Raw genomic sequence first — 23,869 nt, forward strand, 5'->3', positions numbered from 1 at the left:
TGGGGTCCCGCCGGGTCACTCGCTGAGGCTGTGTCGGAGGCGGTCGGACAGGCGGGTGAGGATGCGCAGCTCCTCGGGGTCCAGGCCGGCGCCCATGAGCTCGTGCACGTGGCGGTCGAAGTGCTCCGCGATCCGCTGCTGCAGGTCCTTCCCGTCCTCGGTGAGCCGGATGCGCAGGCCGCGCAGGTCCTGGGGGTCCTGCCAGCGGTGGACGAGGCCCTTGGCCTCGAGCCGCTCGAGCATGCGGGAAAGGCTGGACTGGGTGAGCAGGACGTACTCGTTGAGCTCATTCAGGCGGATGCCGCGGGCGTCGGAGCGGGCCAGGTTGAACAGGACGTCGTATTCGCGCATGGACAGATTCGCGAACTCCTCCTGTCGCTGGAGCTTGCGCATGACGGTGACCTGGGCTCGGTACAGGGCCTCCCAGGCCGTGGTGGAGGTCTCGATGGGGTCGTGGGCAGATTCTCTGGTGGGCACGGACCAGATCATATGTCATCCAAGTCGAATGCATGATTCTTCCGTGTCCACCGAAAGGCGCCTGTGTCCGGAGAAAAGGTGGGGAACGGTTCCGACGGCGGTCTCCGTCGGTGTCTGTGGCCTGCAACGTTGCGGAAGGACGGGCCGGGACGACGACGGCCTCCCATGCATATGCATGGGAGGCCGTCGTTGGGGCGTGCGTCATGAAAGCGCTCGCAGGCTATTTGCTCATCGGATTCCGAGGGTCCTTCCGGTGTGGCCCATGATCTCGTCGGCCAGCGCCGGGTTCTCATCGAGCTGCTGACCCAGCGAGGGGATCAGGTCGGTGAGGCGGGACTTCCAGGCCGCGGAGTGGTTCGGGAAGCAGCGTCCCAGCAGGTCGATCATGATCGGCACCGCGGTCGAGGCGCCCGGGGAAGCCCCCAGCAGGCCGGCGATCGAGCCGTCGTCGGCGGTGATCAGCTCCGTGCCGAACTGCAGGACGCCGCCCTTCTTCTTGTCCTTGCGCATGACCTGCACACGCTGTCCGGCGTGCACGAGCTCCCACTCCTCGGCCCGGGCCTCCGGGTAGAACTCGCGCAGCGCCTCCATGCGCTGGTCCTTGTTCTTGGCCAGCTCGGAGAGCAGGTACTTGACCAGGTCCAGGTTGGCCAGGCCGGCGCGGGCCATGGGGTAGATGTTGTCCGGGCGCACGGACTTGGGCAGGTCCAGCAGAGAGCCCTGCTTGAGGAAGTTCGGCTTGAACCCGCCGTAGGGGCCGAACAGCAGCGACTTCTTCCCGTTCTCGTAGCGGGTGTCCAGATGGGGCACGGACATGGGCGGGGCGCCCACGGCTGCCTGGCCGTAGACCTTGGCATCGTGGCGCTCGGCGGTGCTGGGGTTCGAATTGCGCAGCCACAGTCCGGAGACCGGGAAGCCGCCGAAGCCCTTGATCTCCGAGATCCCGGACTTCTGCAGCAGCGGCAGGGCGCCGCCGCCGGCGCCGACGAACACGAACTTGGCACGGATCTCGCGGGAGTCCTCGCTGTTCAATCGGTTCTCGGTGCGCACGATCCAGGTGCCGTCCGGCTGGCGGTCCAGGTCCTTGACCTGGACGCCCGTGCGGATCTGGGCGCCGTTGGCCTCCATGTGCCCGATCAGTTGGCGGGTCAGCTCGCCGAAGTTGACATCGGTGCCCTCCGGGGCGAAGGAGGCCGCCACGGGGCCGGCGCCGCGGCCCTCCTGGGTCAGCGGAGCCCACTGGGCGATCTGGTCGCGGTCCTCGGAGAGCTCCAGGCGCTCGAAGAGCTTGTGCTGCGTGAAGGACTCGTGGCGGGCCCGAAGGTACTGCACGTGGTCCTGGTTGAAGACCATGGAGATGTGCGGGACCGGGTTGATGAACGAGCCCGGCTGGCCGAGCTTGCCCTCGTTGACGAGCGAGGACCAGAACTGGCGCGAGACCTGGAACTGCTCGTTGATCTTCACGGCCTTGGCGGCGGAGACGGAGCCGTCAGCGGCGCGCGGGGCGTAGTTGAGCTCGCACAGCGCGGAGTGCCCGGTGCCGGCGTTGTTCCACACCGCCGAGCTCTCCTGACCCACGTGGTCGAGGCGCTCGAGCAGGGTGATGCTCCAGCTGGGCTCGAGCTCCGTGAGCATGGCGCCCAGGGTCGCGGACATGATGCCGCCGCCCACCAGGACGACGTCGGTGGATTCCATGGTCTTGGTCACGTGAAGAGGCCTCCGTCTGCTCGGGCGCGGAGATCAGCTGCCCTGGACCCGGGCCTCCGCGCGCGTGGTCGTCTCCTAAGGCTACTCCGTCCTCGGCGGTGCCCGGCGTCACGGCTGGGTGAGCTCGACCTCGCGGAAGGGCTCGAAGCCCGTGGAGGACAGGGGGAACGAGGCCGTGCGCTGGTTCACGGCCACCGCGGTGATGGGGAAGGCCAGGGGCAGCGCCGCGCGATGCTGGGCGACCTGGTCGCCGACCCTGCTGTAGAGCTCTTGGCGCTGCTCGCCGTCCGGCTCCTGGGCCGCCTCCTCGACGAGCTCGTGCAGGGACTCGGAATCCAGGTCGAGCTCCGGTGTCCTCGCGGAGAAGAGCACCGCGGAGAAGAAGTCCTGGTCGCGCAGCCCTCCGCTGAGGCCGCTGAGGAAGAGGTCGTGATCGGCGGAGCGGCTGCGCAGGGTCTGCGCGTAGATGCTCCAGGGGACCGGCACCGGCTCGATCCGGAATCCGCAGCGCACCAGCTGCGCCGAGATGTCGGCGTAGAGCCGTTCCGGCTCCAGCGCCCAGGAGCGCGAGGCTCCGGTGGGGTAGGCGAATCGCAGCGGCGTGCCGTCATAGCCGGAGTCCTCGAGGGCCCGCCGCGCGTCCTGCGGGTTGTAGCCGGGGTAGCCCGCGTCCCCGTCGGGAACGTCGAAGCGGGCGGGCATGAAGTCCTGGGCGACCCCGGTGCCCTCCGGGTAGTGCTCGCGCACCAGCGCCTGCCGGTCGATCGCGGACATCACCGCGCCCCGGACCTCGAGGGAGTCCAGCCACGCGGAGGAGGTGCGGATCCCCAGGTAGGACAGCGTGTAGGGGTCGCGCTGCAGGACCTGGACGCCGTCGCGGGCCAGTCTCGCGAAGTCCGAGAGCCCGACCAGGTCGTAGCCGTCCACTCGCCCTGACTCCAGAGCGATGTAGCGCATGCGCGGGTCGAGGATCGCCACGAAGGTGAGGCGCTCGATGTCCCCGGTGCCGTTCCAATGCTCGGGGAAGGCCTCGAGTTCGATGGGATTCTCCGGCAGCTGCCCGGCTCCGGCCTCCAGCCCGCGCACCACCCGGAAGGGACCAGTGCCCACGGGGGCTGTGCCCACGGTGTCCTCTTCGATCGAGGCCGTGGAGGCGATCCCGAAGGCCGGGTGCGTCAATGAGGTGACCAGGGCGGGGTAGCGTCGGGTCAGCAGCAGGCGGAAGGTGTGCTCATCGACCGCCACGCACCCGTCGTAGAGGCTGCCCTGAGCGGTGCCGCGGCGGAAGATCGCATCGAACAGGCTGTGCCTGCCGGTCGTGGTGTCGCGCACGGAGGCCGAGGCCCAGCGCTCGAAGTTGCGGCACACGGCCTGGGCGGTGAGCTGCTCGCCGTCGTGGAAGACCACATCGCGGCGCAGCTCGAAGTCGAGCGTGAGTCCGTCCTCGGAGGCGGTCCAGCCCACGGCGAGAGAGGGCACCGGCTCGCCGGTCAGGGAGTCCGGAGCCACCAGGCCATCGAGCACCTGGCGGGCCACGCGGTTGGTCTCCACGTTGTCGGTGAGCGTGGGGTCCAGGGTGGGTGCCGTGGCCGCATTGGCGAAGACGTACTCGGAGTCCGCAGGACTGCGCTGCCCGGAAGGGGCCTGGGGCTGCGAGCGCTCGGAGCAGCCGACCAGCGCCAGGGCGGAGGCGCCGAGCAGCAGCGCGCGGCGAGTGGGCTGGGCGCTCACGTCTCCTCCTGGGGGCGGTCTCGGTCGGGAAGGCTGGACAGGGTCCGCGGGCATCAGCGGGCGCGGTCGGCGGGTGCGCGAGGCGGGACTCGAACCCGCACGCCGGAGCACAGGAACCTAAATCCTGCGTGTCTGCCAGTTCCACCACTCGCGCTGGCCCCGCACTGCGGGGGCCGCCCGATCATACCGTCGCCGAAGCCGGCGAGGAGGCCTGTTCGGGACAGGCGCCCGGGTGCGCGCCGGCCTCAGTCCTCCAGGCCCAGGTCCCGGCGCAGCTTGGCCACGTGGCCCTTGGCGCGCACGTTGTACTGGGCGAGCTCGACGCTGCCGTCGGCGGCCACCACGACTGTGGAGCGGATCAGGCCCTCGTAGACCTTGCCGTAGTTCTTCTTCTCGCCCCAAGCGCCCCAGCGCTCGGCCACCTCATGATCGGGGTCCGAGAGCAGGGGGAAGCTCAGCGACTGGTTCTGCGCGAAGCGCTCAAGGGCGGCCGGCGCGTCCGGGGAGATGCCCAGGACCTCGAAGCCGTCGGCCCGGAAGCGCTCCAGCGAGTCCTGGAAGTCGCAGGCCTGGGTGGTGCAGCCCGGGGTCGAGGCCTTCGGATAGAAGTAGACGATCACTCTGGTGCCGCGCAGGTCGGACAGGGTGACCTCCCTGCCCTGGGCATCGGGCAGGGTGAAGTCCGGGGCCTGCTGAGCTGGGCCAGTCGCTGGGACATCTTCTGGGCTCCTTCGTCGTCGCGCGGTGGCTGGCGGCGCACCGCCTGCCGAGGTGCGTGCGGTGCGCTGCTGGGGCCATGGTCGCAGATCTGCGCGGCTCGGCAGGCCGGGGCCGGCCCGCGAGACGGTGGGGTATTGCTTGCCCCGTCATGGTTACAATCGGTCCATGTCCGATAACTCCGAGTGGTCGACCAATCGCCTTCTGTCAACCGCGGCCCGGCTCGTCGAGCACGCGTGGAACGAGCGGCTGGCGGCGCTGGGCGTGACCCATGCCGGATACATGGCCCTGGATGTGCTCCACGACCGCGGCACGCTGAGCCAGGCTCGTCTGGCGCAGGAGATCAGGGTCCAGGCGCAGACCATGGGCAAGACCCTGCATCGGCTCGAGAGCCACGGCCACATCAGCCGCAGCCCCAACCTCCGGGATCGCCGCAGTCATCTGGTCTCGATCACCGAGACCGGGCGCGGCGTCCTGAGCGAGGCCGCTCGGCTGGAGGGCGAGCTGATCGAGGAAGGCACGCTGGATGATGAGCAGCTGCGCCGCAGCCTGGCTCACATCATCTCCACCCTCGGCGCCTCGCGTTGGGAGCTCGAGGTCGACGCGCAGGGTGCGGTCCACGAGGTCTCGCAGACCCAGGCTGCCGCCGCCTCTGGGACAGCTTCATCGCAGGCAGGGGAGCCCGGGGCGGGCTGAAGTCCTCCTGCCGCTTCAGCGGCTGCACCGCCGCGAGGCTGCGTCAGGCCGATCGTTCTTGCGCGCCGTCTGTCATGCAGCAGGGGCCCGGTTCCATGGAACCGGGGCCCCTGCTGCATTCTGTGTGCGCCCCCTCGGACTCGAACCGAGAACCCGCTGATTAAGAGTCAGCTGCTCTGCCAATTGAGCTAGAGGCGCGGGTGCGATCTGGGAATCAGGACGATCTCGATTCCTTCGATCGGCGCCGTAGGACGTTACCACAGGCCGGATCCCGGCTCATCCGGCACCCATGCCGGGTGCGGGGAGTCGGTTCCGCGAAGCGGTGCTCCGCCCAACGACGAAGGAAGAATGTACCCGAGGGTCCGTGTGCTGTCCACTCGAGGCTCCGCGATGTGGGTTGTCTCACGATGCGGGACAGCTGTCCCGCGGATTGACACTCCCATGCCGCTGGGCGGAGCATGGTCGACATGCAGTGGATCACAGCGCGCCGTCACTCGGTCATCGTGACCGGGCTGGTCGTCCCCGTCGGGCGACCGGCCTGACGCGCGCTGAGCATCCCGCGAGCTGAAGGCCCCGTCGCCCATCCGCACCAGGATGGACCGGGGCCTTCGCCCGTTCAGCCCGCCCGCATGATCGCCTTGACACCCGAGGCGTCGGCGAGCGGCCGCATCCGGGGGAGCCGCCCGAACCCGTCCGGCGCCGACGTGCGTCGGGACGGCGGGGGGCTCGCCGGGTCGGGGACAATGTCTGCAACGGCCGCTGGGCCGAGGACCGCAGCGCCGAGGATTCGGCACGAAGGACGATGACATGAGCAGTGGAACAGAGATCAGCCCCGCGCTGATGGCCAGTCGGCGCACGGGTGCAGGGCACCAGAAGGCAGCTTCCGACTCGGGTGTCGTCATGCCGCGGGTCATGGGGCCGAACCGCACGGTCGCCCCGAAGGAGACCACCGGGTCGGGGGCGGTCATCAAGTCCCTGCAGGCGCTGGGCGTCACGGACGTCTTCGGCCTGCCGGGCGGTGCCATCCTGCCCACCTACGACCCCCTGATGGATGCCGAGGGCATCAACCACATCCTGGTCCGCCATGAGCAGGGCGCCGGCCACGCGGCCGAGGGCTACGCCATGGCCTCCGGGCGCGTGGGCGTGTGCATCGCGACCTCCGGGCCCGGTGCCACCAACCTGGTCACCGCCCTGGCCGATGCCAACATGGACTCCATCCCCATGGTCGCGATCACCGGTCAGGTCGCCTCGAGCCTGATCGGCTCGGACGCCTTCCAGGAGGCGGACATCGTGGGCATGACCATGCCGGTGACCAAGCACTCCTACCTGGTCACCGACGCCGATGACATCCCGCGCATCCTGGCCGAGGCCTTCCATCTGGCCTCGACCGGGCGCCCCGGTCCCGTCCTGGTGGATATCGCCAAGGATGCCCAGGTCTCGCCCACCACCTTCTCGTGGCCGCCGACCCTCGACCTGGTGGGCTATCGCCCGATCGCCCGCGGCCATGCCAGGCAGATCCGCGAGGCCGCCCGTCTGATCCGCGAGTCGCGACGACCCGTGATCTACGCCGGCGGCGGGACGATCAAGGCCGAGGCCTCCGAGCACCTGGCCGAGCTGGCCGAGCTGACCGGCGCGCCGGTGGTCACGACCCTCACCGCCCGCGGCGTCTTCCCGGACTCCCACCGCCAGAACCTCGGCATGCCGGGCATGCACGGCACCGTGCCTGCCGTCTACGCCATGCAGCAGGCGGATCTGCTGATCACCCTGGGCGCGCGCTTCGACGACCGCGTGACCGGTGTGCTCTCCTCCTTCGCCCCGGGCGCCAAGGTCATCCACGCCGACGTCGACCCCGCGGAGATCTCCAAGAACCGCACCGCCGACGTCCCGATCGTGGGCGATCTGGCCACAGTGATCCCGGACCTCTCAGAGGCGCTGCGCACCGGCCCGGAGCAGCTGCCGGATCTCTCGGACTGGTGGTCCCTGCTCGATGGCGTGCGCGAGACGTACCCCTTGGGCTGGACGCCCACCGAGGACGGCCACCTCAGCCCGCAGCACGTGATCCAGAAGATCTCCGAGATCAGCGGGCCGGAGGCCGTCTACGCCGCGGGCGTGGGGCAGCACCAGATGTGGTCCTCGCAGTTCATCCGCCACGACCGGCCCCGCCAGTGGCTGAACTCGGCGGGCCTGGGCACCATGGGCTTCGCCGTGCCGGCGGCCATGGGCGCCAAGGTCGCCGAGCCCGAGCGCACGGTGTGGGCCATCGACGGCGACGGCTGCTTCCAGATGACCAATCAGGAGCTGGCCACGTGCACGCTCAACGGGATCAACATCAAGGTCGCGGTCATCAACAACGGCTCGCTGGGCATGGTGCGGCAGTGGCAGACCCTCTTCTACGACGGCCGCTACTCGAACACCCACCTGAACACGGGCCATGACTCCCGGCGGGTCCCGGACTTCCTCAAGCTCGGCGAGGCCTACGGCTGCGCCGTCTTCCGCTGCGAGCGGGAGGAGGACGTCGAGGACACGATCCGCGCGGCCATGGAGGTCGACGACCGCCCGGTCGTGATCGACTTCGTGGTCTCCGCGGACGCCATGGTGTGGCCGATGGTCCCCTCCGGCGTGCCGAACGATCTGATCCAGATCGCCCAGAACATGACGCCAGAATGGAGCCAGGAAGATGTCTGAGCAGTCCCGACACACCCTCTCCGTCCTCGTGGAGGACAAGCCGGGCGTCCTGACCCGTGTGGCCGCCCTGTTCGCTCGCCGTGCGTTCAACATCGACCAGCTCGCCGTGGGCGGCACGGACCAGGAGGGCCTGTCGCGCATCACGGTCGTCGTGAACGCGGACGCGCACTCCCTCGAGCAGGTCACCAAGCAGCTGAACAAGCTCGTGAACGTGATCAAGATCGTGGAGCTGGCCCCGGAGGCCTCGGTCTCCCGCGAGCACGTCATGATCAAGGTCCGGGCAGATGCGGCCACGCGGCTGCAGGTCACCCAGGCCGCCGACCTCTTCCGCGCCTCGATCATCGACGTCTCCCCGGATTCGGTCGTCATCGAGGCCACCGGATCCTCGAACAAGCTCGAAGCGCTGCTCGAGGTCCTCCAGCCCTTCGGAATCCGCGAGATCGCCCGTGCCGGTACGCTGGCGCTCGGGCGCGGATCGAAGTCCATCACCGATCGCGCGCTGCGCCACTGAGACGGCCCGCCCCGGGTCCGTGGAGCACGGAACGGGGCGTCGTCGCAGGCACAGCGCCGGCACCGAAACGCCCGCACCCGCTGCGGGTCACCCACCCAAGGAGATGCACACGAACATGGCAGCAGAGATCTTCTACGAGGACGACGCAGACCTCTCGATCATCCAGGGCCGCAGGGTCGCGGTCATCGGCTACGGCTCCCAGGGCCACGCCCACGCGCTGAATCTGCGCGACTCGGGCGTCGACGTCCGCATCGGCCTGGCCGAGGGCTCCCGCTCGCGCGCCAAGGCCGAGGCCGAGGGCCTCAAGGTCATGACCGTGGCCGAGGCCGCCGCCGAGGCGGACGTCATCATGATCCTGACCCCGGACCAGGTCCAGCGCACCGTGTACGCCGAGTCGATCCAGCCGAACCTCGCCGACGGCGACGCGATCTTCTTCGCGCACGGCTTCAACATCCGCTTCGGCTACATCGAGGCCCCGCAGGGCGTCGACGTCGCCATGGTCGCGCCCAAGGGCCCGGGCCACACCGTGCGCCGCGAGTTCGAGGCCGGGCGCGGCGTGCCGGACCTGGTCGCCGTGGAGGTCGACGCCTCTGGCAAGGCGCTGGAGCTCGCCCTGTCCTACGCGAAGGCCATCGGCGGCGCTCGCGCCGGCGTGATCAAGACGACCTTCACCGAGGAGACCGAGTCGGATCTGTTCGGCGAGCAGGCCGTGCTGTGCGGAGGCATGTCCCAGCTGGTCCAGTACGGCTTCGAGACGCTGACCGAGGCCGGCTACCAGCCGGAGATCGCCTACTTCGAGGTCCTGCACGAGCTCAAGCTCATCGTCGACCTCATGGTCGAGGGCGGCATCTCCAAGCAGCGCTGGTCGATCTCGGACACCGCCGAGTACGGCGACTACGTCTCCGGGCCGCGCGTGATCGATCCGTCGGTCAAGGAGAACATGAAGGCCGTGCTCGCCGACATCCAGGACGGCACTTTCGCCCGCCGGTTCATCGAGGACCAGGACAACGGCGCCCAGGAGTTCCAGCAGCTGCGCGAGAAGGGCCAGGGCCACGAGATCGAGTCCGTCGGTCGCGAGCTGCGCAAGCTGTTCGTCTGGTCGGACTCGGACGCCGACTACAACGAGGGCTCCGCCGCTCGCTGATCCGCACGGCGCCCCAGCACGATGGCGGCCTCCCCTCCACCAGGAGGGGAGGCCGCCATCGTGGGCGGGCAGCCGATCAGCTGCCGGAGGTGATCACCGGAACGCCCTCGGAGGGCTGGACGACCACGAAGCCGGGGCCGTGGAAGGCGAGCTGGAAGGCCTCGCCGGAGCCGCCGCGGAACATGCCCGAGAAGTTGAAGTCGTTCTTGATGGACGGCGCCAGGTTCGTGGACCAGCACACCGCCGCCTGAGGATCCACGAAGGTCGGCTGCGTGGAGGCGTCCAGGACCATGGGCTCGCCGTCGCAGCACACGGCGATGAAGCCGTGGCCGGAGAGCTCGAGGTTGAACAGGCCGCCGGCCATGAAGCCTGCGCCCTGGATGCGCTTGATGTCCCAGTTCAGCGAGCCGTCGAAGGCCAGCAGGGAGTCGGAGTCGACCGTGATGGCCTCGCCCTCGAGCTGGATCAGGAAGATGTTGCGCGCCTGGCGCGCGAAGAAGACCTCGCCCTGGCCGGAGACGCGCATCATGACCCCGCCCTCGCTGGTCATGGCCTTCTTGAGGAACTTGCCCAGGGAGCCCGAGCCCTCGTGGGTGAACGTCATCTGCCCCTGATAGGCCACCATGGCGCCCTTGGTGGCGATGATGTCCTGGGACATGTTGACCCGGAGCATCTTGGTGGACTGCAGGGCCCACTGATCCTGCGTCTCGCGCTCCATGTGATCCGGGGCGAACAGTTCGCTGCGCATCGCGTGCCTTTCGTGCTGGGAGACGCCCGACGGTCGCGGGCAGGATCAGGGTCTCACATGGAATTGCTTAAGTGAATACTTGTCCTGCTCGTGTCGGGACGGGGCCGACGTCGGCGGTGGGGCGGGCGCCGTCGTCGCCGCTACGATGGTCCGCGTGACTTCTGAGCAGACTGCCGACGTGAGCGCCGAGACCTCCGAGCCCGAGACCGTGACCAGCGGGCGTCCCGCGTTCTATCTGACGACCGCCATCTCCTACCCCAACGGGGCGCCGCACATCGGGCACGCCTACGAGGCCATCGCCGCCGACGTCCTGGCCCGGTTCAAGCGCCTGGACGGCTTCGACGTCCGCTTCCTGACCGGCACCGACGAGCACGGCCAGAAGATGCAGCAGACGGCCGACCGCGAGGACATCTCGCCCAAGCAGCTCGCCGATCGCAACGCGGCGGCCTTCCGGTCCATGGACGACATGCTCGGGGTCTCCTACGACCGCTTCATCCGCACCACGGATCCGGATCACTACGAGGCCTCGCAGGAGATCTGGCGGCGGATGGAGGCCAACGGGGACATCTACCTGGACTCGTACTCGGGCTGGTACTCGGTGCGCGATGAGGCCTACTACGCCGAGGACGAGACCGAGGTCGTGGATGGGGTCCGCGTGTCCAAGGGCACCGGTACGGAGCTGACCTGGACCGAGGAGTCCTCCTACTTCTTCCGCCTCTCGGCCTACCAGGACCGCCTGCTGGCCCTGTACGAGGACGGACTCGTGGGGCCGCAGTCGCGCAGCAATGAGGTCGTGGAGTTCGTGCGCGGGGGTCTGCGCGACCTGTCGATCTCTCGGACCACGTTCGACTGGGGGGTCCCCGTACCCGGGGACCCGGATCACGTCATGTACGTGTGGGTGGACGCCCTGACCAACTACCTGACGGGTGTGGGCTACCCGGGTGTCGACGGCGAGCTCTTCCAGAAGTTCTGGCCGGCGGACGTCCACGTCATCGGCAAGGACATCATCCGCTTCCACTCGGTCTACTGGCCGGCCTTCCTGATGTCGGCCGGGCTGGAGATCCCGCGGAAGGTCTTCGGGCACGGCTTCCTGTTCAACCAGGGCGAGAAGATGTCCAAGTCCGTGGGCAACGTGATCGACCCGCAGTCGCTGGTCAGCGCCTACGGCCTCGACGCCCTGCGCTTCTTCCTCATGCGCGAGGTCCCCTTCGGGCAGGACGGCTCGTACTCGCACGAGGCGATCGTCTCGCGCATCGACTCGGACCTGTCGAACGACCTCGGCAACCTGGCCCAGCGCTCGCTGTCCATGGTGGCCAAGAACCTCGAGGGCCTCGCCCCGAGTCCCGGCGAGCTGACGGCCGAGGACCGTCAGATCCTTGACGATGCCCGCGCCCTGCTGCCCCAGGTCCGCGAGGCATTCGACGCCCTGCAGTTCCACCGCGGGCTGGAGCAGATCTGGAAGGTCGTCGCGCAGTGCAACCGCTACTTCAGCGCCCAGGAGCCGTGGGTGCTGCGCAAGACCGATCCGGAGCGCATGGCCACGGTGCTGTGGACCACGCTCGAGGTCGTGCGCAGGGTGGCCGTGCTCGTCCAGCCGGTCATGCCCGGATCGGCCGGTCGCCTGCTCGACGCGCTGGGCCAGGAGGCGCAGGACCGCGAGTTCTCCGCGCTGTCGCGAGAGCTCGTCCCCGGCACGCAGCTGCCCAAGCCCACGCCGGTCTTCCCGCGCTACGAGGAGCCCGCCTTGGGCTGAGCCTCTCGTCTGATCGCAACGTGGACGGGCGTCTCACATCATGAGATGACGGTGCGGGCCGGGGACGTCCGGCCCGCACCGTCGTATCGTGAGGGGCATGACCGCGCAGAACACCGCCATCGCATCCGCCTCCCACCGCATCGCCGTGATCCCCGGGGACGGGATCGGCCCGGAGGTCGTCGCCCAGTCGCAGAAGGTGCTGGCGGCGGTGTGCGCCCCGGCAGGGATCGAGCTGCAGGAGACCAGCTTCCCACTGGGCGCCGAGCACTGGCTGGCCACGGGGGAGACCCTTCCGGATGAGACGCTCGAGCAGCTGCGCGGCTATGACGCCATCCTCTTCGGCGCTGTGGGCGCGGCTCCTGGCGACAAGCGGATACCGTCGGGGATCATCGAGCGCGAGATGCTGCTGAAGATGCGCTTCAGCCTGGACCACTACATCAACCTGCGCCCGTCGGAGCTGTTCCCCGGCGCGGTCTCTCCGCTGAGCGACCCCGGGAACATCGACTTCGTCGTGGTCCGCGAGGGCACCGAGGGCCCGTACACCGGCAACGGCGGTGCGCTGCGCGAGGGCACCGATCAGGAGATCGCCACGGAGGTCTCGATCAACACCGCCCACGGCGTGCAGCGCCTGGTGCGCTACGCCTTCGAGCTGGCGGCCGAGCGGCCCCGGCACAAGCTGACGCTCGTGCACAAGCACAACGTCCTGGTCCACTCCGGACGGCTCTACCAGCGCACGGTGGATGCCATCGCCCAGCAGTTCCCGCAGATCGAGGTCGACTACATGCATATCGACGCCGCGACCATCCACGTGACCGTGGATCCGGCTCGATTCGACGTGATCGTCACAGACAACCTCTTCGGCGACATCATCACCGATCTGGCCGGCGCCGTCTCCGGCGGCATCGGCCTGGCGCCCTGCGGCAACATCAACGCCGCTCGCACCGCGCCGTCCATGTTCGAGCCCGTCCACGGCTCCGCCCCGGACATCGCCGGGCAGGGCATCGCCGACCCCACGGCCTCGATCCTGGCGGGGGCCATGATGCTGGATCACCTGGGCCACCCCCAGCAGGCCCAGCAGATCCGGGACGCGGTGCGCGCCGACCTCGCCGCGGCCGGATCCCAGCGCCGCAGCACCGAGCAGATCGGCGATGCTGTCGTCGCCGCGCTGGCCTGATCAGGCCAGCGCCACCCGAACCACCCGCACACTGTTCTTCCGGCTCCCGCGCCGGGCGCAGGCCGCGCGCGCAGCCGCGGCAGAATCGACGGAACCGACATGAGCATCGACTTCCAGCGCACCCCGAACCCGCATCCGGCCACCGCGCAGCAGCGCGAGCAGATCCTGGCCACCCCGGGCTTCGGGCAGCACTTCACCGATCACATGGTCACGATCGAGTGGACGGGCGATGTCGAATCGGGCGAGGGCTCCTGGGGCACCCCGCACCTGCAGCCCTACGGGCCGCTCCAGCTCGACCCCGCGGCCGCCGTGCTGCACTACGGGCAGGAGATCTTCGAAGGACTGAAGGCCTACCGGCACGACGACGGCTCCGTGTGGACCTTCCGGCCCGAGCGCAATGCGAGCCGACTGCGCGCCTCGGCCCAGCGCCTGGTCATGCCCGAGCTGCCCGAGGAGCTCTTCCTGGCCTCCCTGCGCGAGCTCGTGAGCGCGGATCGGGACTGGGTGCCTTCGGGGGAGGGGCAGTCGCTGTACCTGCGCCCGTTCATGATCGCCACGGAGGCCTACCTGGGTGTGCGGCCTGCGCGGCGCTACCTGTTCTGCGTGATCGCCTCCCCGGCCGGCTCCTACTTCGGCACGGTCGACACCGTCGACATCTGGCTGTCCCAGGACTACGCCCGCGCCGGCGTCGGCGGGACCGGCTCCGCCAAGTGCGGCGGCAACTACGCCGCCTCCCTGATCGCCCAGATGGAGGGCGAGGCCCACGGCTGCGCCCAGGTGCTGTTCACCGACCCGAACCGCGATCACGCGGTCGAGGAGCTCGGCGGCATGAACGTGTTCTTCGTCTTCGACGACGGCCGCCTGGTGACCCCCGAGCTGACCGGCACCATCCTGGAGGGCGTGACCCGCTCCTCGATCATCGAGCTGGCCCAGGCCCGCGGGCTGACGGTAGAGCAGCGTCGCTTCACCCTCGATGAATGGCGCGAGGGAGTGGACAGCGGACACCTCACCGAGGTCTTCGCCTGCGGCACCGCCGCGGTCATCTCCCCGGTGGGCCGACTGATCTCGCCCCAGGAGACGATCGGCCCGGAGGATGCTCAGCCCGGGGAGGTCACCATGGCCCTGCGCGAGCAGCTGCTCGGCATCCAGACCGGCGCCGTGGAAGACACCCGCGGCTGGACCTCTCGGCTGGCTTGAGCCTGCGCCGGTCGCAGCGCCCCGGCGCCCCCGCACGAGCGGGCGGTCCCGGGGCGCTGCGGCGTCGGGGGCGGGGCATAGGCTGGGTGCATGCGCATCAGCCGATTCACTGTCGAGAACGAGATCCACTACGGCGTCGTCCAGGGCGAGGGGGAGGACCAGGTCGTGGTCCCCATTGCCGGTGACCCCTTCTACAACGGCATCCAGCCGATCGAGGGAGCCTCGTGGAAGGTCCAGGACGTCCGCCTGCTGGCACCGGTGATCCCGCGCTCCAAGATCGTGTGCGTGGGGCGCAACTACGCTGATCACGCCGCGGAGATGGGCAATGAGCTGCCCGCCAGCCCCATGCTGTTCTTCAAGCCGAACACCTCCGTGGTGGGCCCCGGCGACCCCGTCACGCTGCCGTCGTGGACCGAGCGGGTGTCCTATGAGGCCGAGCTGGCCGTGGTCATCGGACGGATCTGCAAGGACGTCCCGGCCGAGAAGGCGGATGAGGTGATCTTCGGCTACACCGCCGCCAACGATCTCACTGCCCGCGACGCCCAAGAGACCGATGGCCAGTGGGCCCGTGCCAAGGGTTTCGACGGCTCCTGCCCCCTCGGCCCGTGGATCGAGACTGAGCTGGACCCCTCTGACCTGCATATCGCCTCGCGCGTGGATGGGCAGACCAAGCAGGACTCCTCGACCGCCCAGATGGTCTTCTCGGTCGCGGAGATCATCGCCTACGCCTCGGCGGCGTTCACGCTGCTTCCCGGCGACGTCATCCTCACGGGGACTCCGGCCGGTGTGGGCCAGGTCGATGAGGGCGATCGGATCGAGGTCGAGGTCGAGGGCATCGGCACGCTGGCCACCGTGCTGCGTCGCTGAGCTCGGGCTGATCGGTCCTGCGGGCGTCGTCCAGCAGCGACGCCCGCAGCCGGTCTCGAGCTGTCGCGGCCTCGTGGTCGGCGTCGCGACAGCGGCGTGCCGGCTGCCGTCGTGGGGACGGGTTCGAGCCCACGGGCCACGACGGCGCCTAGACTGGCGTCATCATGACTGACGCATCCACGGACGCCCCCCAGGGCGAAGCACAGATCACCCCCAGCGCACCCGCAACCGGCTCGGACATCCGCGTCCGGTTCTGCCCCTCGCCCACGGGCACACCGCACGTCGGACTGGTGCGCACCGCCCTGTTCAACTGGGCATGGGCCCGGCACACCGGCGGCAAGCTGATCTTCCGCATCGAGGACACCGACGCCAGCCGCGACTCCCAGGAGTCCCTGGATCAGCTCGTCGAGGCCCTGCAGTGGCTGGGCATCGATTGGGACGAGGGCTACGGCGCGGGCGGGCCCCATGAGCCGTACCGCCAGTCGCAGCGCGGACAGCTGTACCAGGACGTGATCGCCAAGCTGAAGGAGGCCGGCGCGATCTACGAGTCCTTCTCCACCCCGGAGGAGGTCGAGGCCCGCCATCGCGAGGCCGGGCGCGATCCCAAGCTCGGCTACGACGGCTTCGACCGCGACCTGTCAGACGAGCAGATCGCCGCCTTCCGTGCCGAGGGCCGCGAGCCCGTGCTGCGGCTGCGCATGCCGGATGAGGACATCACCTTCACCGATCTGGTGCGCGGAGAGATCACGTTCGCTGCCGGCTCCGTGCCGGACTTCGTGGTCGTGCGCGCCAACGGCCAGCCGCTGTACACCCTGGTGAACCCCGTCGACGACGCCCTCATGGGCATCACCCACGTCCTGCGCGGTGAGGATCTGCTCTCCTCCACGCCGCGTCAGATCGCTCTCTACGACGCACTGGTCCGTGCGGGCGTCGCCGAGCGGATCCCCGAGTTCGGCCACCTCCCCTATGTGATGGGGGAGGGCAACAAGAAGCTGTCCAAGCGCGATCCGGAGTCGAATCTCTTCCACCACCGCGACACCGGGTTCATCCCCGAGGGGCTGCTGAATTACCTGGGGCTGCTGGGCTGGTCGCTGTCGGCGGACGAGGACGTCTTCACCACGCAGCAGTTCATCGAGGCCTTCGACATCCACGACGTCCTGGCCAATCCCGCGCGCTTCGACGTCAAGAAGGCCACGGCGATCAACGCCGATCACATCCGCATGCTCGCCCCGCAGGATTTCCGCGACCGTCTGGTGCCCTACCTGCAGGCCGGGGGAGTGCTCGGCGAGCAGCTGACTGCGCGCCAGGAGCAGATCCTGGACGAGGCCGCCCCGCTCGTGCAGACCCGCATGGACCTGCTGGGCGAATCGGTGGCCCTGCTCGGCTTCCTGTTCGCCGAGGACGCCGAGCTCGTCCATGACGAGACCGCCGTGTCCAAGCTCAAGGAGTCGGCGCCGCAGGTGCTGGCCGCTGCGCGCACGGCGCTGGCCGATCTGGAGGACTTCACGGCCGAGCCGATCGAGGCTGCTCTGCGCGAGGCCATCGTGGACGGGCTCGAGATCAAGCCCCGGCTGGCCTTCGGCCCGGTGCGCGTGGCCGTCTCCGGACGCCAGGTCTCCCCGCCGCTGTTCGAGTCGCTGGAGATCCTGGGTCGCGAGTCCGCGCTGACGCGCATCGATGCGCTGGCCGCTCGACTGGGCTGAGATCGCCTGCGGGCCGGCCGCCGGGTGGATTTGCTGAGGCGGTCGGCCTTGGGTATAGTTTCAGCCTGTTGCGCGCAGGAATGCGGCACTGACGACCGGACAGCGTCCGATCGACAAGCCGAGGACTTGCGCTGACAGTGGGGTATGGTGTAATCGGCAACACTACGGTTTCTGGTACCGTCATTCTAGGTTCGAGTCCTGGTACCCCAGCGGCCCCATCGTATAGCGGCCTAGTACTCCGCCCTCTCACGGCGGCAACACCGGTTCGAATCCGGTTGGGGTCACTTCCGCTGACAGCTGCGCTGCACTCACGAGTGCGGCGCAGCTGTTCACGAGAGCACCGGCGCACGTCGCCGGTTGCACAGCCCGATCCACGGATCGGTGAACCGCTCGCACTGCGAGCACCTCGGCCCCATCGTATAGCGGCCTAGTACTCCGCCCTCTCACGGCGGCAACACCGGTTCGAATCCGGTTGGGGTCACACCGAGGCGAAGCCCCGGACCATCTGGTCCGGGGCTTCTTCCATGTGAAGCAGCGCATCGGCATCGAGTGGCCTCGCCGGGTGGGCTCGCCCATCGAGTGGTCCTGTGGTGTGCCTCCAGGGCTCCAGACGCACACCGCCGCGCCACTCGGCGGGGAGCTCGTCGCAATCCACTCCACGGGGCCGCTCGAGGGGTGGCGCGCCGCCTGCATCGCCATATCCTGCGCTGCCGCAGGCCGCTGAGCCTTCCGCGGACCGGTTGGTGACAGGTGCGCACCACGTCAGCGCTGAGTACATGCGCACCTGTCACCGATCCGCTGCGCCCCTGCGCCGAGGCCGGGCTCGCGCGGGGCGCACGCGCTGGCGGGGGAGGGTGCGGCATGATGGACCACCGTGAGCACCGACCCAGATCCCGCCGCGAACGGCCGCACCCCCGCTGAGGCTGTCGATGAGCTGCGCTCGGTCCTGTCCCAGGTCAGCCTGCTGCTGGACACCCCGGAGGCCCAGCCCGGACGCGAGTCAGCCCGACGCAGCCTCGACCAGATCGACGACTACGTCCTGCCCCGCGTGCGCCATCTCGACGCCCCGCTGTTGGCCGTGGTGGGCGGTTCGACCGGTGCCGGGAAGTCGACCATTGTCAACGCCCTGATCGGCCGCCCGGTCACGCGGGCGGGGGTGGTGCGACCGACGACGCGTCAGCCCATGCTGATCCACCACCCCGACGACGCCGCGGTCTTCGAGGGCACGCGGGTTCTCCCTCACCTGGCCAGGGTGCGGGGCCGGCTGGCGGGCGTCGAGGGCACCGGCGGCGAGTTCGGCGCGCCCGAGACCGCCGCTGCCGGCACGAGCCTGGTGCTGCTGGCCGATGACGGCGCGGATCGCGGCATCGCCCTGCTCGACGCCCCGGACATCGACTCGGTCTCCGAAGCGAACCGGAAGCTCGCAGGACAGCTTCTGGCGGCGGCCGACCTCTGGCTGTTCACCACCACCGCGAATCGGTACGCAGATGCAGCGGCCTGGGACCTGCTCGTCGAGGCAGGCCGCCGTCGGATCACCGTCGCCGTCATCCTGGACCGGGTGCCGGCGGGAGCCGCCGAGGAGATCGAGCCGGACCTGCGCCGGATGCTCACCGAGAAGGGCCTGGGCCAGGCCCCGATCTTCGTGATCCCGGAATCCCCGCTCAATGCGGCCCAGATGCTGCCGGCCGCGGCCGTCGACCCGCTGCGGATATGGCTCAGCGATCTGGCCGCCGATGCGCAGGCCCGCTCCGAGGTCGCCCGTCGCACGCTCGGCGGTGCGCTCGGGCAGCTGGCCGAGCGCACGGACGACGTCGCCGCCGCGGCCGCCGCCCAGCGGGAGGTCGCCGATCAGCTGCGCTCGGATGTCGAGGAGGCCCACCGCCGGGCCCTCGAGGCGATCGACGAGGCCACCCGCGACGGCTCCCTGCTGCGCGACGAAGTGCTCTCGCGCTGGCAGGACTACGTGGGCACCGGCGAGTTCTTCCGCTCCCTGGAGACCACGATCGGACGCTGGCGCGATCGTGCCGGTGCGGCCCTGCGCGGGAAGCCTGCGCCGGAGGTCCAGGTCGAGCAGGCTCTGGAGACCGGGCTGCAGGCCGTGATCGTCGAGGAGCTGGCCAAAGCCGGTGAGCAGTCCCAGCGCCGTTGGCGCGCCGATGCCGCCGGGCGCGGACTGCTCGACGGCGATGACCTGGGGCGTCTGCCGGACGACGTCCCCGAGCGCTCGGCCGAGGTGATCCGGTCCTGGCAGAGCGAGATCATGGCGCTGATCCAGCGCGAGGGCGCGGGCAAGCGCACGCAGGCCCGGCTGATGTCGATCGGGCTGAACATCGTGACGGTCGGACTGATGGTCGTCGTGTTCTCCATGTCGGCAGGTCTCACAGGCGCGGAGGTCGGCATCGCCGGTGCCTCGGGAGTGGTCGGCACCAAGCTGCTGGAGGCGGTGTTCGGCGAGGACGCCGTGCGCCGGATGGCTCAGCAGGCCCGCGAGGACCTGGAGCACAGGATGGAGGAGTTCGTGGAGCAGCTGAAGCAGCCATGGCTGCAGCGCCTCGAGACGGTGGCAGACCCCGAACCCGCGCGGCTGCGGGAAGCAGCCGCCGCCGTGCGCACGGCCGGGGAGGCGCTGTGAGGCTCCCGGGGCGGCGCCCCCGCCGCGATCCGCACGCCGATCTGGATCAGCGCCTGCATGGACTGCGCGAGGCCGTCGACCTCGGCCGGGGGCGCCTGGACGAGTCGGCCCTGCAGCTCGGCGAGGACGTGCTGACCCGGGCGGCAGGCCGCAGAGCCCTGTCGGCCGAGCACACCGTGGTGGGCTTCTTCGGAGCCACGGGCTCGGGGAAGTCGTCGCTGCTGAACACCCTGCTCGGCCGCCAGGTGGCCCGGGCAGCACTCCAGCGGCCCACGACCTCCGAGCCGCTGGCCGTGCTGGACGGCCTGCCCGGTGCCGATCCGCTGCTGGACTGGCTCGAGGTCCGCGATCGCCGCGTCCTCGAGGACCTGGCCGCCGAGCCGTGGTCCCAGGGGCCGGCCGGACTGTGGACTCCTGTGCCAGAAGGGCTGATCCTGCTCGATCTGCCGGATGTGGACTCGGTGGCTCGTGAGCACCGGCAGATCGCCTCGCGCCTGGCGGGGATGGTCGACGTCGTCGTGTGGGTCGTGGATCCGCAGAAGTACGCGGACGCGGTGCTGCACGACCACTTCATCGCCCCGCTGTCGCGCCATGCCTCCTCCACGCTCGTGGTGCTCAATCAGGCCGATCGCCTGCCCACGGGCGAGGTGCCCCGTGTGCTGGAGTCGCTGCGCCAGGTGCTGGCCGATGACGGTCTGCGCACCGACGGACGCTCGGCGCCCATCGCGGCCTCCGCGGCGCGGGGCACGGGCATCGGGCAGCTGCGGGAGGCGATCACCGAGGTCGTCGAGGCCAAGGCCGCGTCCTCGCAGCGCCTGTCGGGCGATGTCGACGCCGCTGTCGAGGCTCTGCAGGCCTCCCAGGGAACGGGCCGGCCCGAGGGGGTCTCGCCGTTCGCCCGCGAGTCCCTCATCGACGGACTGGCGGCCGCGGCGCAGGCTGACGGGATCGCCGAGGCGGCCTCGCGCAGCTACGTCCTGCACGCCTCCCGACGCACCGGATGGATGCCGGTGCGGTGGCTCGGGGCCTTCCGCAGGGACCCGCTCAAGCGGCTGCATCTGCAGGGCGCGCAGGAGGACGGCGCCTCCGATCCGTCGCTGCACCGCAGCTCCCTGCCGCCCATGGGTCCCGCTCAGCGCGCCGCGGGGGACACGGCGGTGCGCCGCTTCGCTCAGGAGGCGTCCCAGGGTGCTTCGCCCGCCTGGGAGCATTCCATCCGCGAGGCCGCCCGCTCGCGCGGCGAGCAGCTGCCCGATGCCCTGGATCAGGCCCTGGCGCGCAAGGATCTGCGCCGCGGCTCCCGGTCCTGGTGGTGGGTCCCCATGGACATCGTGCAGTGGCTGCTGATGCTGATGGCCGTGGCGGGGCTGCTGTGGCTCACGGGGCTGTTCGCCCTGGACTACCTGCAGATCCCGGTCCCGCCGACCCCTCAGGTGCAGGACACCGGTATCCCGATGCCCACGCTGCTGGTGGTCACGGGCCTGGTGGCCGGGCTGGTCTTCGGGGTGCTCTCGGCCGCCCTGGCGCGGTTGTCCGCCTCCCGACGACGCTCCCGCGTGCGCCGCCGCCTGCGCGAGCAGATCGCCGGGGCGGCTCAGACCCACGTGATCGATCCGGTCGAAGCGGAGCTGTCGCGGCAGGAGAGCCTGAGCGAAGCACTGGTGCGCGCCCGGGGCTGAGCACGCCGCCTCTGGGCTCGCCGCGGCTGTCGGGGCTCGCAGCCCGGGCGCCGAGTGCCGCCGGGCGCTCAGAGTCCCGGGCGGATGGCCTGGGTGAGCTGCCGCGCAGCCGCCACGACCGTCTCGGCGTGCAGACGCCCCGGCTGACGGGTCAGCCGCTCGATCGGACCCGAGATCGACACGGCGGCGATGACGCGCCCGGACGGGCCGCGCACCGGGGCGGAGACCGAGGCGATGCCCGCCTCGCGCTCGCCGATGGACTGCGACCAGCCGCGGCGTCGGACCCCGGAGAGCATGGTGGCCGTGAAGCGGGCGCCCTGCAGCCCCTCGAGCAGTCGGCCGTGGTCCTCCCACGCGGTGAGCACCTGGGCGGCGGAGCCTGCCTTCATGGATAGCTGGGTCCCGACGGGGATCGTGTCGCGCAGGCCGATCGGGCGCTCGGAGGAGGCCACGCAGACGCGCCACTCGCCCTGGCGCCGGAAGATCTGCGCTGACTCGCCGGTGGCATCGCGCAGCTGCACGAGCGTGGGCCCGGCTGCCGCGATCAGCCGGTCCTCGCCGGCGGCCGAGGAGAGCTCGACCAGGCGCGGTCCCAGCACGAACCGGCCCTGGATGTCCTTGCCGAGCAGCCGGTGATGCGCCAGCGCGGAGGCAAGCCGGTGGACCGTGGGCCGCGAGTAGCCGGTGGCCGATACCAGCTGGGCCAGGGAGGCGGGGCCGGCCTCGAGGGCATCGAGGATGCCGGAGGCCTTGTCGATCACGCCGACGCCGCTGGGGGAGAAGGAGGACTCCGCCTCGACGGAGGCGCTGTCGAGGGAAGCGGGGGGCCGCGAAGTGTCCATGTTGCGATACTACGTCTCAGGATTCGAGATGTCTGCACGGCGTGTGGCGGAATCCGCGCGGTCGACCGATCCTGGGAGCATGACTCCGGCGGCCTCGTGGCCGCCCTCTTCCGCCTCGCCCCGATCGGGCGGAGGCGGAGCTCTTCAGCGGAAGGATCACCATGTCGACTGAGACCCAGTCAGCGCCCCTCACCCTGGCCGAGAAGGTCTGGCAGCAGCACCTCGTGCGCCGCGGCGAGGACGGGCAGCCGGACCTGCTCTACATCGACCTCCACCTGATCCACGAGGTCACCTCGCCCCAGGCCTTCGAGGGCCTGCGCCTGGCGGATCGGCCGCTGCGGCGCACGGACCTCACCATCGGCACCGAGGATCACAACACGCCCACCGAGGACATCTTCTCGACGATCGCCGATCAGACCTCCCGCAAGCAGATCGAGGCCCTGCGCTCGAACACCGAGGAGTTCGGCGTCCGGCTGCACCCCCTGGGCGATGACGAGCAGGGCATCGTCCACGTGGTGGGCCCCCAGCTGGGACTGACCATGCCGGGCATGACGGTCGTGTGCGGCGACTCCCACACCTCGACCCACGGGGCCTTCGGCTCGCTGGCCATGGGCATCGGCACCTCCGAGGTCGAGCACGTCATGGCCACCCAGACCCTGCCGCTGGCGCCGTTCAAGACCATGTCCATCCGGGTCGACGGCCACCTGCGCCCGGGCGTCTCGTCCAAGGACATCATCCTGGCGGTCATCGCGCAGATCGGCACCGGCGGGGGCCAGGGATACGTCCTGGAGTACCGCGGCACGGCCATCGAGGAGCTGTCGATGGAGGCGCGCATGACGATCTGCAACATGTCGATCGAGGCGGGCGCGCGCGCCGGGATGATCGCCCCGGACGAGACCACGTTCGACTACGTCAAGGGCCGCCCGCATGCCCCCGAGGGCGAGCTGTGGGATCAGGCGGTGGAGCACTGGCGCAGCCTGCGCACCGACGACGACGCCGTCTTCGACGCCGAGGTCGTGATCGATGCCGACACCCTCGAGCCGTTCGTGACCTGGGGGACCAACCCGGGCCAGGGCGTCTCGCTGTCGGGGGAGGTCCCGGATCCCGAGGACTTCGCCGACGACAGCGCCAAGGCCGCAGCCCAGCGCGCCCTGACCTACATGGACCTCACCCCGGGCACCCCGCTCAAGGAGGTCCCGGTGGATGTGGTGTTCCTGGGCTCGTGCACGAACTCGCGCATCGAGGACCTGCGCCTGGCCGCCGAGATCGTCAGGGGCCGCACCAAGGCCCCGAATCTCGAGATGATGGTCGTCCCCGGCTCCCAGAAGGTCCGCCTGCAGGCCCAGGACGAAGGCCTCGACCAGATCTTCAAGGACTTCGGCGCGGACTGGCGCTTCGCCGGCTGCTCCATGTGCCTGGGCATGAACCCGGACCAGCTGGCGCCGGGTCAGCGCTGCGCCTCCACCTCCAACCGCAACTTCGAGGGGCGTCAGGGCAAGGGCGGTCGCACGCACCTGGTCTCGCCCGTCGTCGCCGCCGCCACGGCAGTGCGCGGCACGCTCTCGGCGCCGTCGGACCTCGAGCCCGTCTCGGTCTGAGCGGGCCC

General features: G+C 70.0%; 18 protein-coding genes and 5 tRNA genes. 15 read left to right on the forward strand and 8 right to left on the reverse strand.

From position 1 onward, the window contains the following. Positions 1-15: 15 nt before the first annotated feature. The 5 genes from M3E84_RS02000 to bcp all read right to left on the reverse strand — a co-directional run bounded on the left by M3E84_RS02000 (position 16) and on the right by bcp (position 4,589). Complete coding sequence (locus tag M3E84_RS02000) at positions 16-477, reverse strand: MarR family winged helix-turn-helix transcriptional regulator (RefSeq protein WP_396415537.1); 462 nt, start codon at positions 475-477, stop codon at positions 16-18. Between the two features lie 228 nt (positions 478-705). Beyond that, on the reverse strand, positions 706-2,184 hold the full coding sequence (locus M3E84_RS02005) for a malate:quinone oxidoreductase (protein WP_396415538.1): 1,479 nt from the start codon (positions 2,182-2,184) through the stop codon (positions 706-708). A 108-nt stretch (positions 2,185-2,292) separates the two neighbouring features. Beyond that, positions 2,293-3,915 (reverse strand): ABC transporter substrate-binding protein, encoded by a 1,623-nt coding sequence (locus M3E84_RS02010; RefSeq protein ID WP_259894341.1) that lies wholly within the window; start codon positions 3,913-3,915, stop codon positions 2,293-2,295. Positions 3,916-3,989: 74 nt separating this feature from the next. Next, a tRNA-Leu gene (locus M3E84_RS02015) sits at positions 3,990-4,069 on the reverse strand. Between the two features lie 91 nt (positions 4,070-4,160). Further along, positions 4,161-4,589, reverse strand: coding sequence for a thioredoxin-dependent thiol peroxidase (gene bcp / locus M3E84_RS02020; RefSeq protein WP_259894408.1), 429 nt, complete (start codon positions 4,587-4,589; stop codon positions 4,161-4,163). Between the two features lie 211 nt (positions 4,590-4,800). Between bcp and M3E84_RS02025 the strand changes: the two genes are divergently transcribed. Further along, positions 4,801-5,328 carry a MarR family winged helix-turn-helix transcriptional regulator gene (locus tag M3E84_RS02025; protein ID WP_259894342.1) on the forward strand — a complete coding sequence of 176 codons (528 nt, stop codon included), beginning with the start codon at positions 4,801-4,803 and terminating at the stop codon, positions 5,326-5,328. 125 nt (positions 5,329-5,453) lie between these two features. On the opposite strand, the gene M3E84_RS02030 is transcribed toward M3E84_RS02025, so the two are convergent. Further along, positions 5,454-5,526 (reverse strand) — tRNA-Lys (locus M3E84_RS02030). A 609-nt stretch (positions 5,527-6,135) separates the two neighbouring features. Between M3E84_RS02030 and M3E84_RS02035 the strand changes: the two genes are divergently transcribed. The 3 genes from M3E84_RS02035 (at position 6,136) to ilvC (ending at position 9,668) form a co-directional block, all read left to right on the forward strand. Next, the gene (locus M3E84_RS02035; protein ID WP_259894343.1) at positions 6,136-8,013 is read left to right on the forward strand and encodes an acetolactate synthase large subunit; all 1,878 of its coding nucleotides are present in this window, start codon (positions 6,136-6,138) and stop codon (positions 8,011-8,013) included. Next, positions 8,006-8,524 carry an acetolactate synthase small subunit gene (gene ilvN, locus M3E84_RS02040; protein WP_259894344.1) on the forward strand — a complete coding sequence of 173 codons (519 nt, stop codon included), beginning with the start codon at positions 8,006-8,008 and terminating at the stop codon, positions 8,522-8,524. Before M3E84_RS02035 ends, ilvN begins: the two co-directional genes overlap by 8 nt. 115 nt (positions 8,525-8,639) lie before the next feature. Beyond that, positions 8,640-9,668, forward strand: a complete 1,029-nt coding sequence (gene ilvC / locus M3E84_RS02045) for a ketol-acid reductoisomerase (protein WP_259894345.1) — start codon at positions 8,640-8,642, stop codon at positions 9,666-9,668. Positions 9,669-9,744: 76 nt separating this feature from the next. On the opposite strand, the gene M3E84_RS02050 is transcribed toward ilvC, so the two are convergent. Further along, entirely contained in the window at positions 9,745-10,416 is a 672-nt protein-coding gene (locus M3E84_RS02050; protein WP_259894346.1) for an AIM24 family protein, read from the reverse strand. A 208-nt stretch (positions 10,417-10,624) separates the two neighbouring features. Between M3E84_RS02050 and metG the strand changes: the two genes are divergently transcribed. The 10 genes from metG to M3E84_RS02100 all read left to right on the forward strand — a co-directional run bounded on the left by metG (position 10,625) and on the right by M3E84_RS02100 (position 21,421). Beyond that, a complete protein-coding gene (metG, locus tag M3E84_RS02055; RefSeq protein ID WP_259894409.1) occupies positions 10,625-12,169 on the forward strand; it encodes a methionine--tRNA ligase in 1,545 nt (514 codons plus the stop codon). Positions 12,170-12,266: 97 nt separating this feature from the next. Then, on the forward strand, positions 12,267-13,343 hold the full coding sequence (locus M3E84_RS02060) for a 3-isopropylmalate dehydrogenase (RefSeq protein ID WP_259894347.1): 1,077 nt from the start codon (positions 12,267-12,269) through the stop codon (positions 13,341-13,343). 99 nt (positions 13,344-13,442) lie between these two features. Further along, the gene (locus tag M3E84_RS02065; protein ID WP_259894348.1) at positions 13,443-14,540 is read left to right on the forward strand and encodes a branched-chain amino acid aminotransferase; all 1,098 of its coding nucleotides are present in this window, start codon (positions 13,443-13,445) and stop codon (positions 14,538-14,540) included. A gap of 90 nt (positions 14,541-14,630) precedes the next feature. After that, positions 14,631-15,407: a fumarylacetoacetate hydrolase family protein gene (locus tag M3E84_RS02070; RefSeq protein ID WP_259894349.1), complete on the forward strand. Its 777-nt coding sequence runs from the start codon at positions 14,631-14,633 to the stop codon at positions 15,405-15,407. Between the two features lie 164 nt (positions 15,408-15,571). Continuing rightward, entirely contained in the window at positions 15,572-17,110 is a 1,539-nt protein-coding gene (gene gltX, locus M3E84_RS02075) for a glutamate--tRNA ligase (protein WP_259894350.1), read from the forward strand. Between the two features lie 138 nt (positions 17,111-17,248). After that, positions 17,249-17,320, forward strand: a tRNA-Gln gene (locus M3E84_RS02080). Position 17,321: 1 nt separating this feature from the next. Next, positions 17,322-17,394, forward strand: a tRNA-Glu gene (locus M3E84_RS02085). A gap of 124 nt (positions 17,395-17,518) precedes the next feature. Then, positions 17,519-17,591: transfer RNA gene (locus M3E84_RS02090), tRNA-Glu, on the forward strand. Between the two features lie 393 nt (positions 17,592-17,984). Further along, positions 17,985-19,742, forward strand: a complete 1,758-nt coding sequence (locus M3E84_RS02095) for a dynamin family protein (RefSeq protein ID WP_259894351.1) — start codon at positions 17,985-17,987, stop codon at positions 19,740-19,742. Then, positions 19,739-21,421: a GTPase gene (locus M3E84_RS02100; protein ID WP_259894352.1), complete on the forward strand. Its 1,683-nt coding sequence runs from the start codon at positions 19,739-19,741 to the stop codon at positions 21,419-21,421. The genes M3E84_RS02095 and M3E84_RS02100 overlap by 4 nt, the downstream gene beginning before the upstream one ends. Before the next feature lie 68 nt (positions 21,422-21,489). On the opposite strand, the gene M3E84_RS02105 is transcribed toward M3E84_RS02100, so the two are convergent. Then, complete coding sequence (locus M3E84_RS02105) at positions 21,490-22,263, reverse strand: IclR family transcriptional regulator (protein ID WP_259894353.1); 774 nt, start codon at positions 22,261-22,263, stop codon at positions 21,490-21,492. 161 nt (positions 22,264-22,424) lie between these two features. Between M3E84_RS02105 and leuC the strand changes: the two genes are divergently transcribed. Then, positions 22,425-23,861 carry a 3-isopropylmalate dehydratase large subunit gene (leuC, locus tag M3E84_RS02110; RefSeq protein ID WP_259894354.1) on the forward strand — a complete coding sequence of 479 codons (1,437 nt, stop codon included), beginning with the start codon at positions 22,425-22,427 and terminating at the stop codon, positions 23,859-23,861. Positions 23,862-23,869 lie beyond the last annotated feature (8 nt).

The organism is Kocuria sp. p3-SID1428 (genome assembly GCF_025149945.1).
In the GTDB taxonomy this organism is placed as follows: Bacteria; Actinomycetota; Actinomycetes; order Actinomycetales; family Micrococcaceae; genus Kocuria.

What these genes read in the sequence shown, in the direction of transcription:
- M3E84_RS02070 (WP_259894349.1), top strand. Translation starts at nt 14,631, where the DNA reads ATGCGCATCAGCCGATTCACTGTCGAGAACGAGATCCACTACGGCGTC.
- M3E84_RS02025 (WP_259894342.1), top strand. Translation starts at nt 4,801, where the DNA reads ATGTCCGATAACTCCGAGTGGTCGACCAATCGCCTTCTGTCAACCGCG.
- M3E84_RS02065 (WP_259894348.1), top strand. Translation starts at nt 13,443, where the DNA reads ATGAGCATCGACTTCCAGCGCACCCCGAACCCGCATCCGGCCACCGCG.
- ilvN (WP_259894344.1), top strand. Translation starts at nt 8,006, where the DNA reads ATGTCTGAGCAGTCCCGACACACCCTCTCCGTCCTCGTGGAGGACAAG.
- ilvC (WP_259894345.1), top strand. Translation starts at nt 8,640, where the DNA reads ATGGCAGCAGAGATCTTCTACGAGGACGACGCAGACCTCTCGATCATC.
- M3E84_RS02035 (WP_259894343.1), top strand. Translation starts at nt 6,136, where the DNA reads ATGAGCAGTGGAACAGAGATCAGCCCCGCGCTGATGGCCAGTCGGCGC.
- M3E84_RS02105 (WP_259894353.1), bottom strand. Translation starts at nt 22,263, where the DNA reads ATGGACACTTCGCGGCCCCCCGCTTCCCTCGACAGCGCCTCCGTCGAG.
- M3E84_RS02060 (WP_259894347.1), top strand. Translation starts at nt 12,267, where the DNA reads ATGACCGCGCAGAACACCGCCATCGCATCCGCCTCCCACCGCATCGCC.
- M3E84_RS02050 (WP_259894346.1), bottom strand. Translation starts at nt 10,416, where the DNA reads ATGCGCAGCGAACTGTTCGCCCCGGATCACATGGAGCGCGAGACGCAG.
- gltX (WP_259894350.1), top strand. Translation starts at nt 15,572, where the DNA reads ATGACTGACGCATCCACGGACGCCCCCCAGGGCGAAGCACAGATCACC.
- leuC (WP_259894354.1), top strand. Translation starts at nt 22,425, where the DNA reads ATGTCGACTGAGACCCAGTCAGCGCCCCTCACCCTGGCCGAGAAGGTC.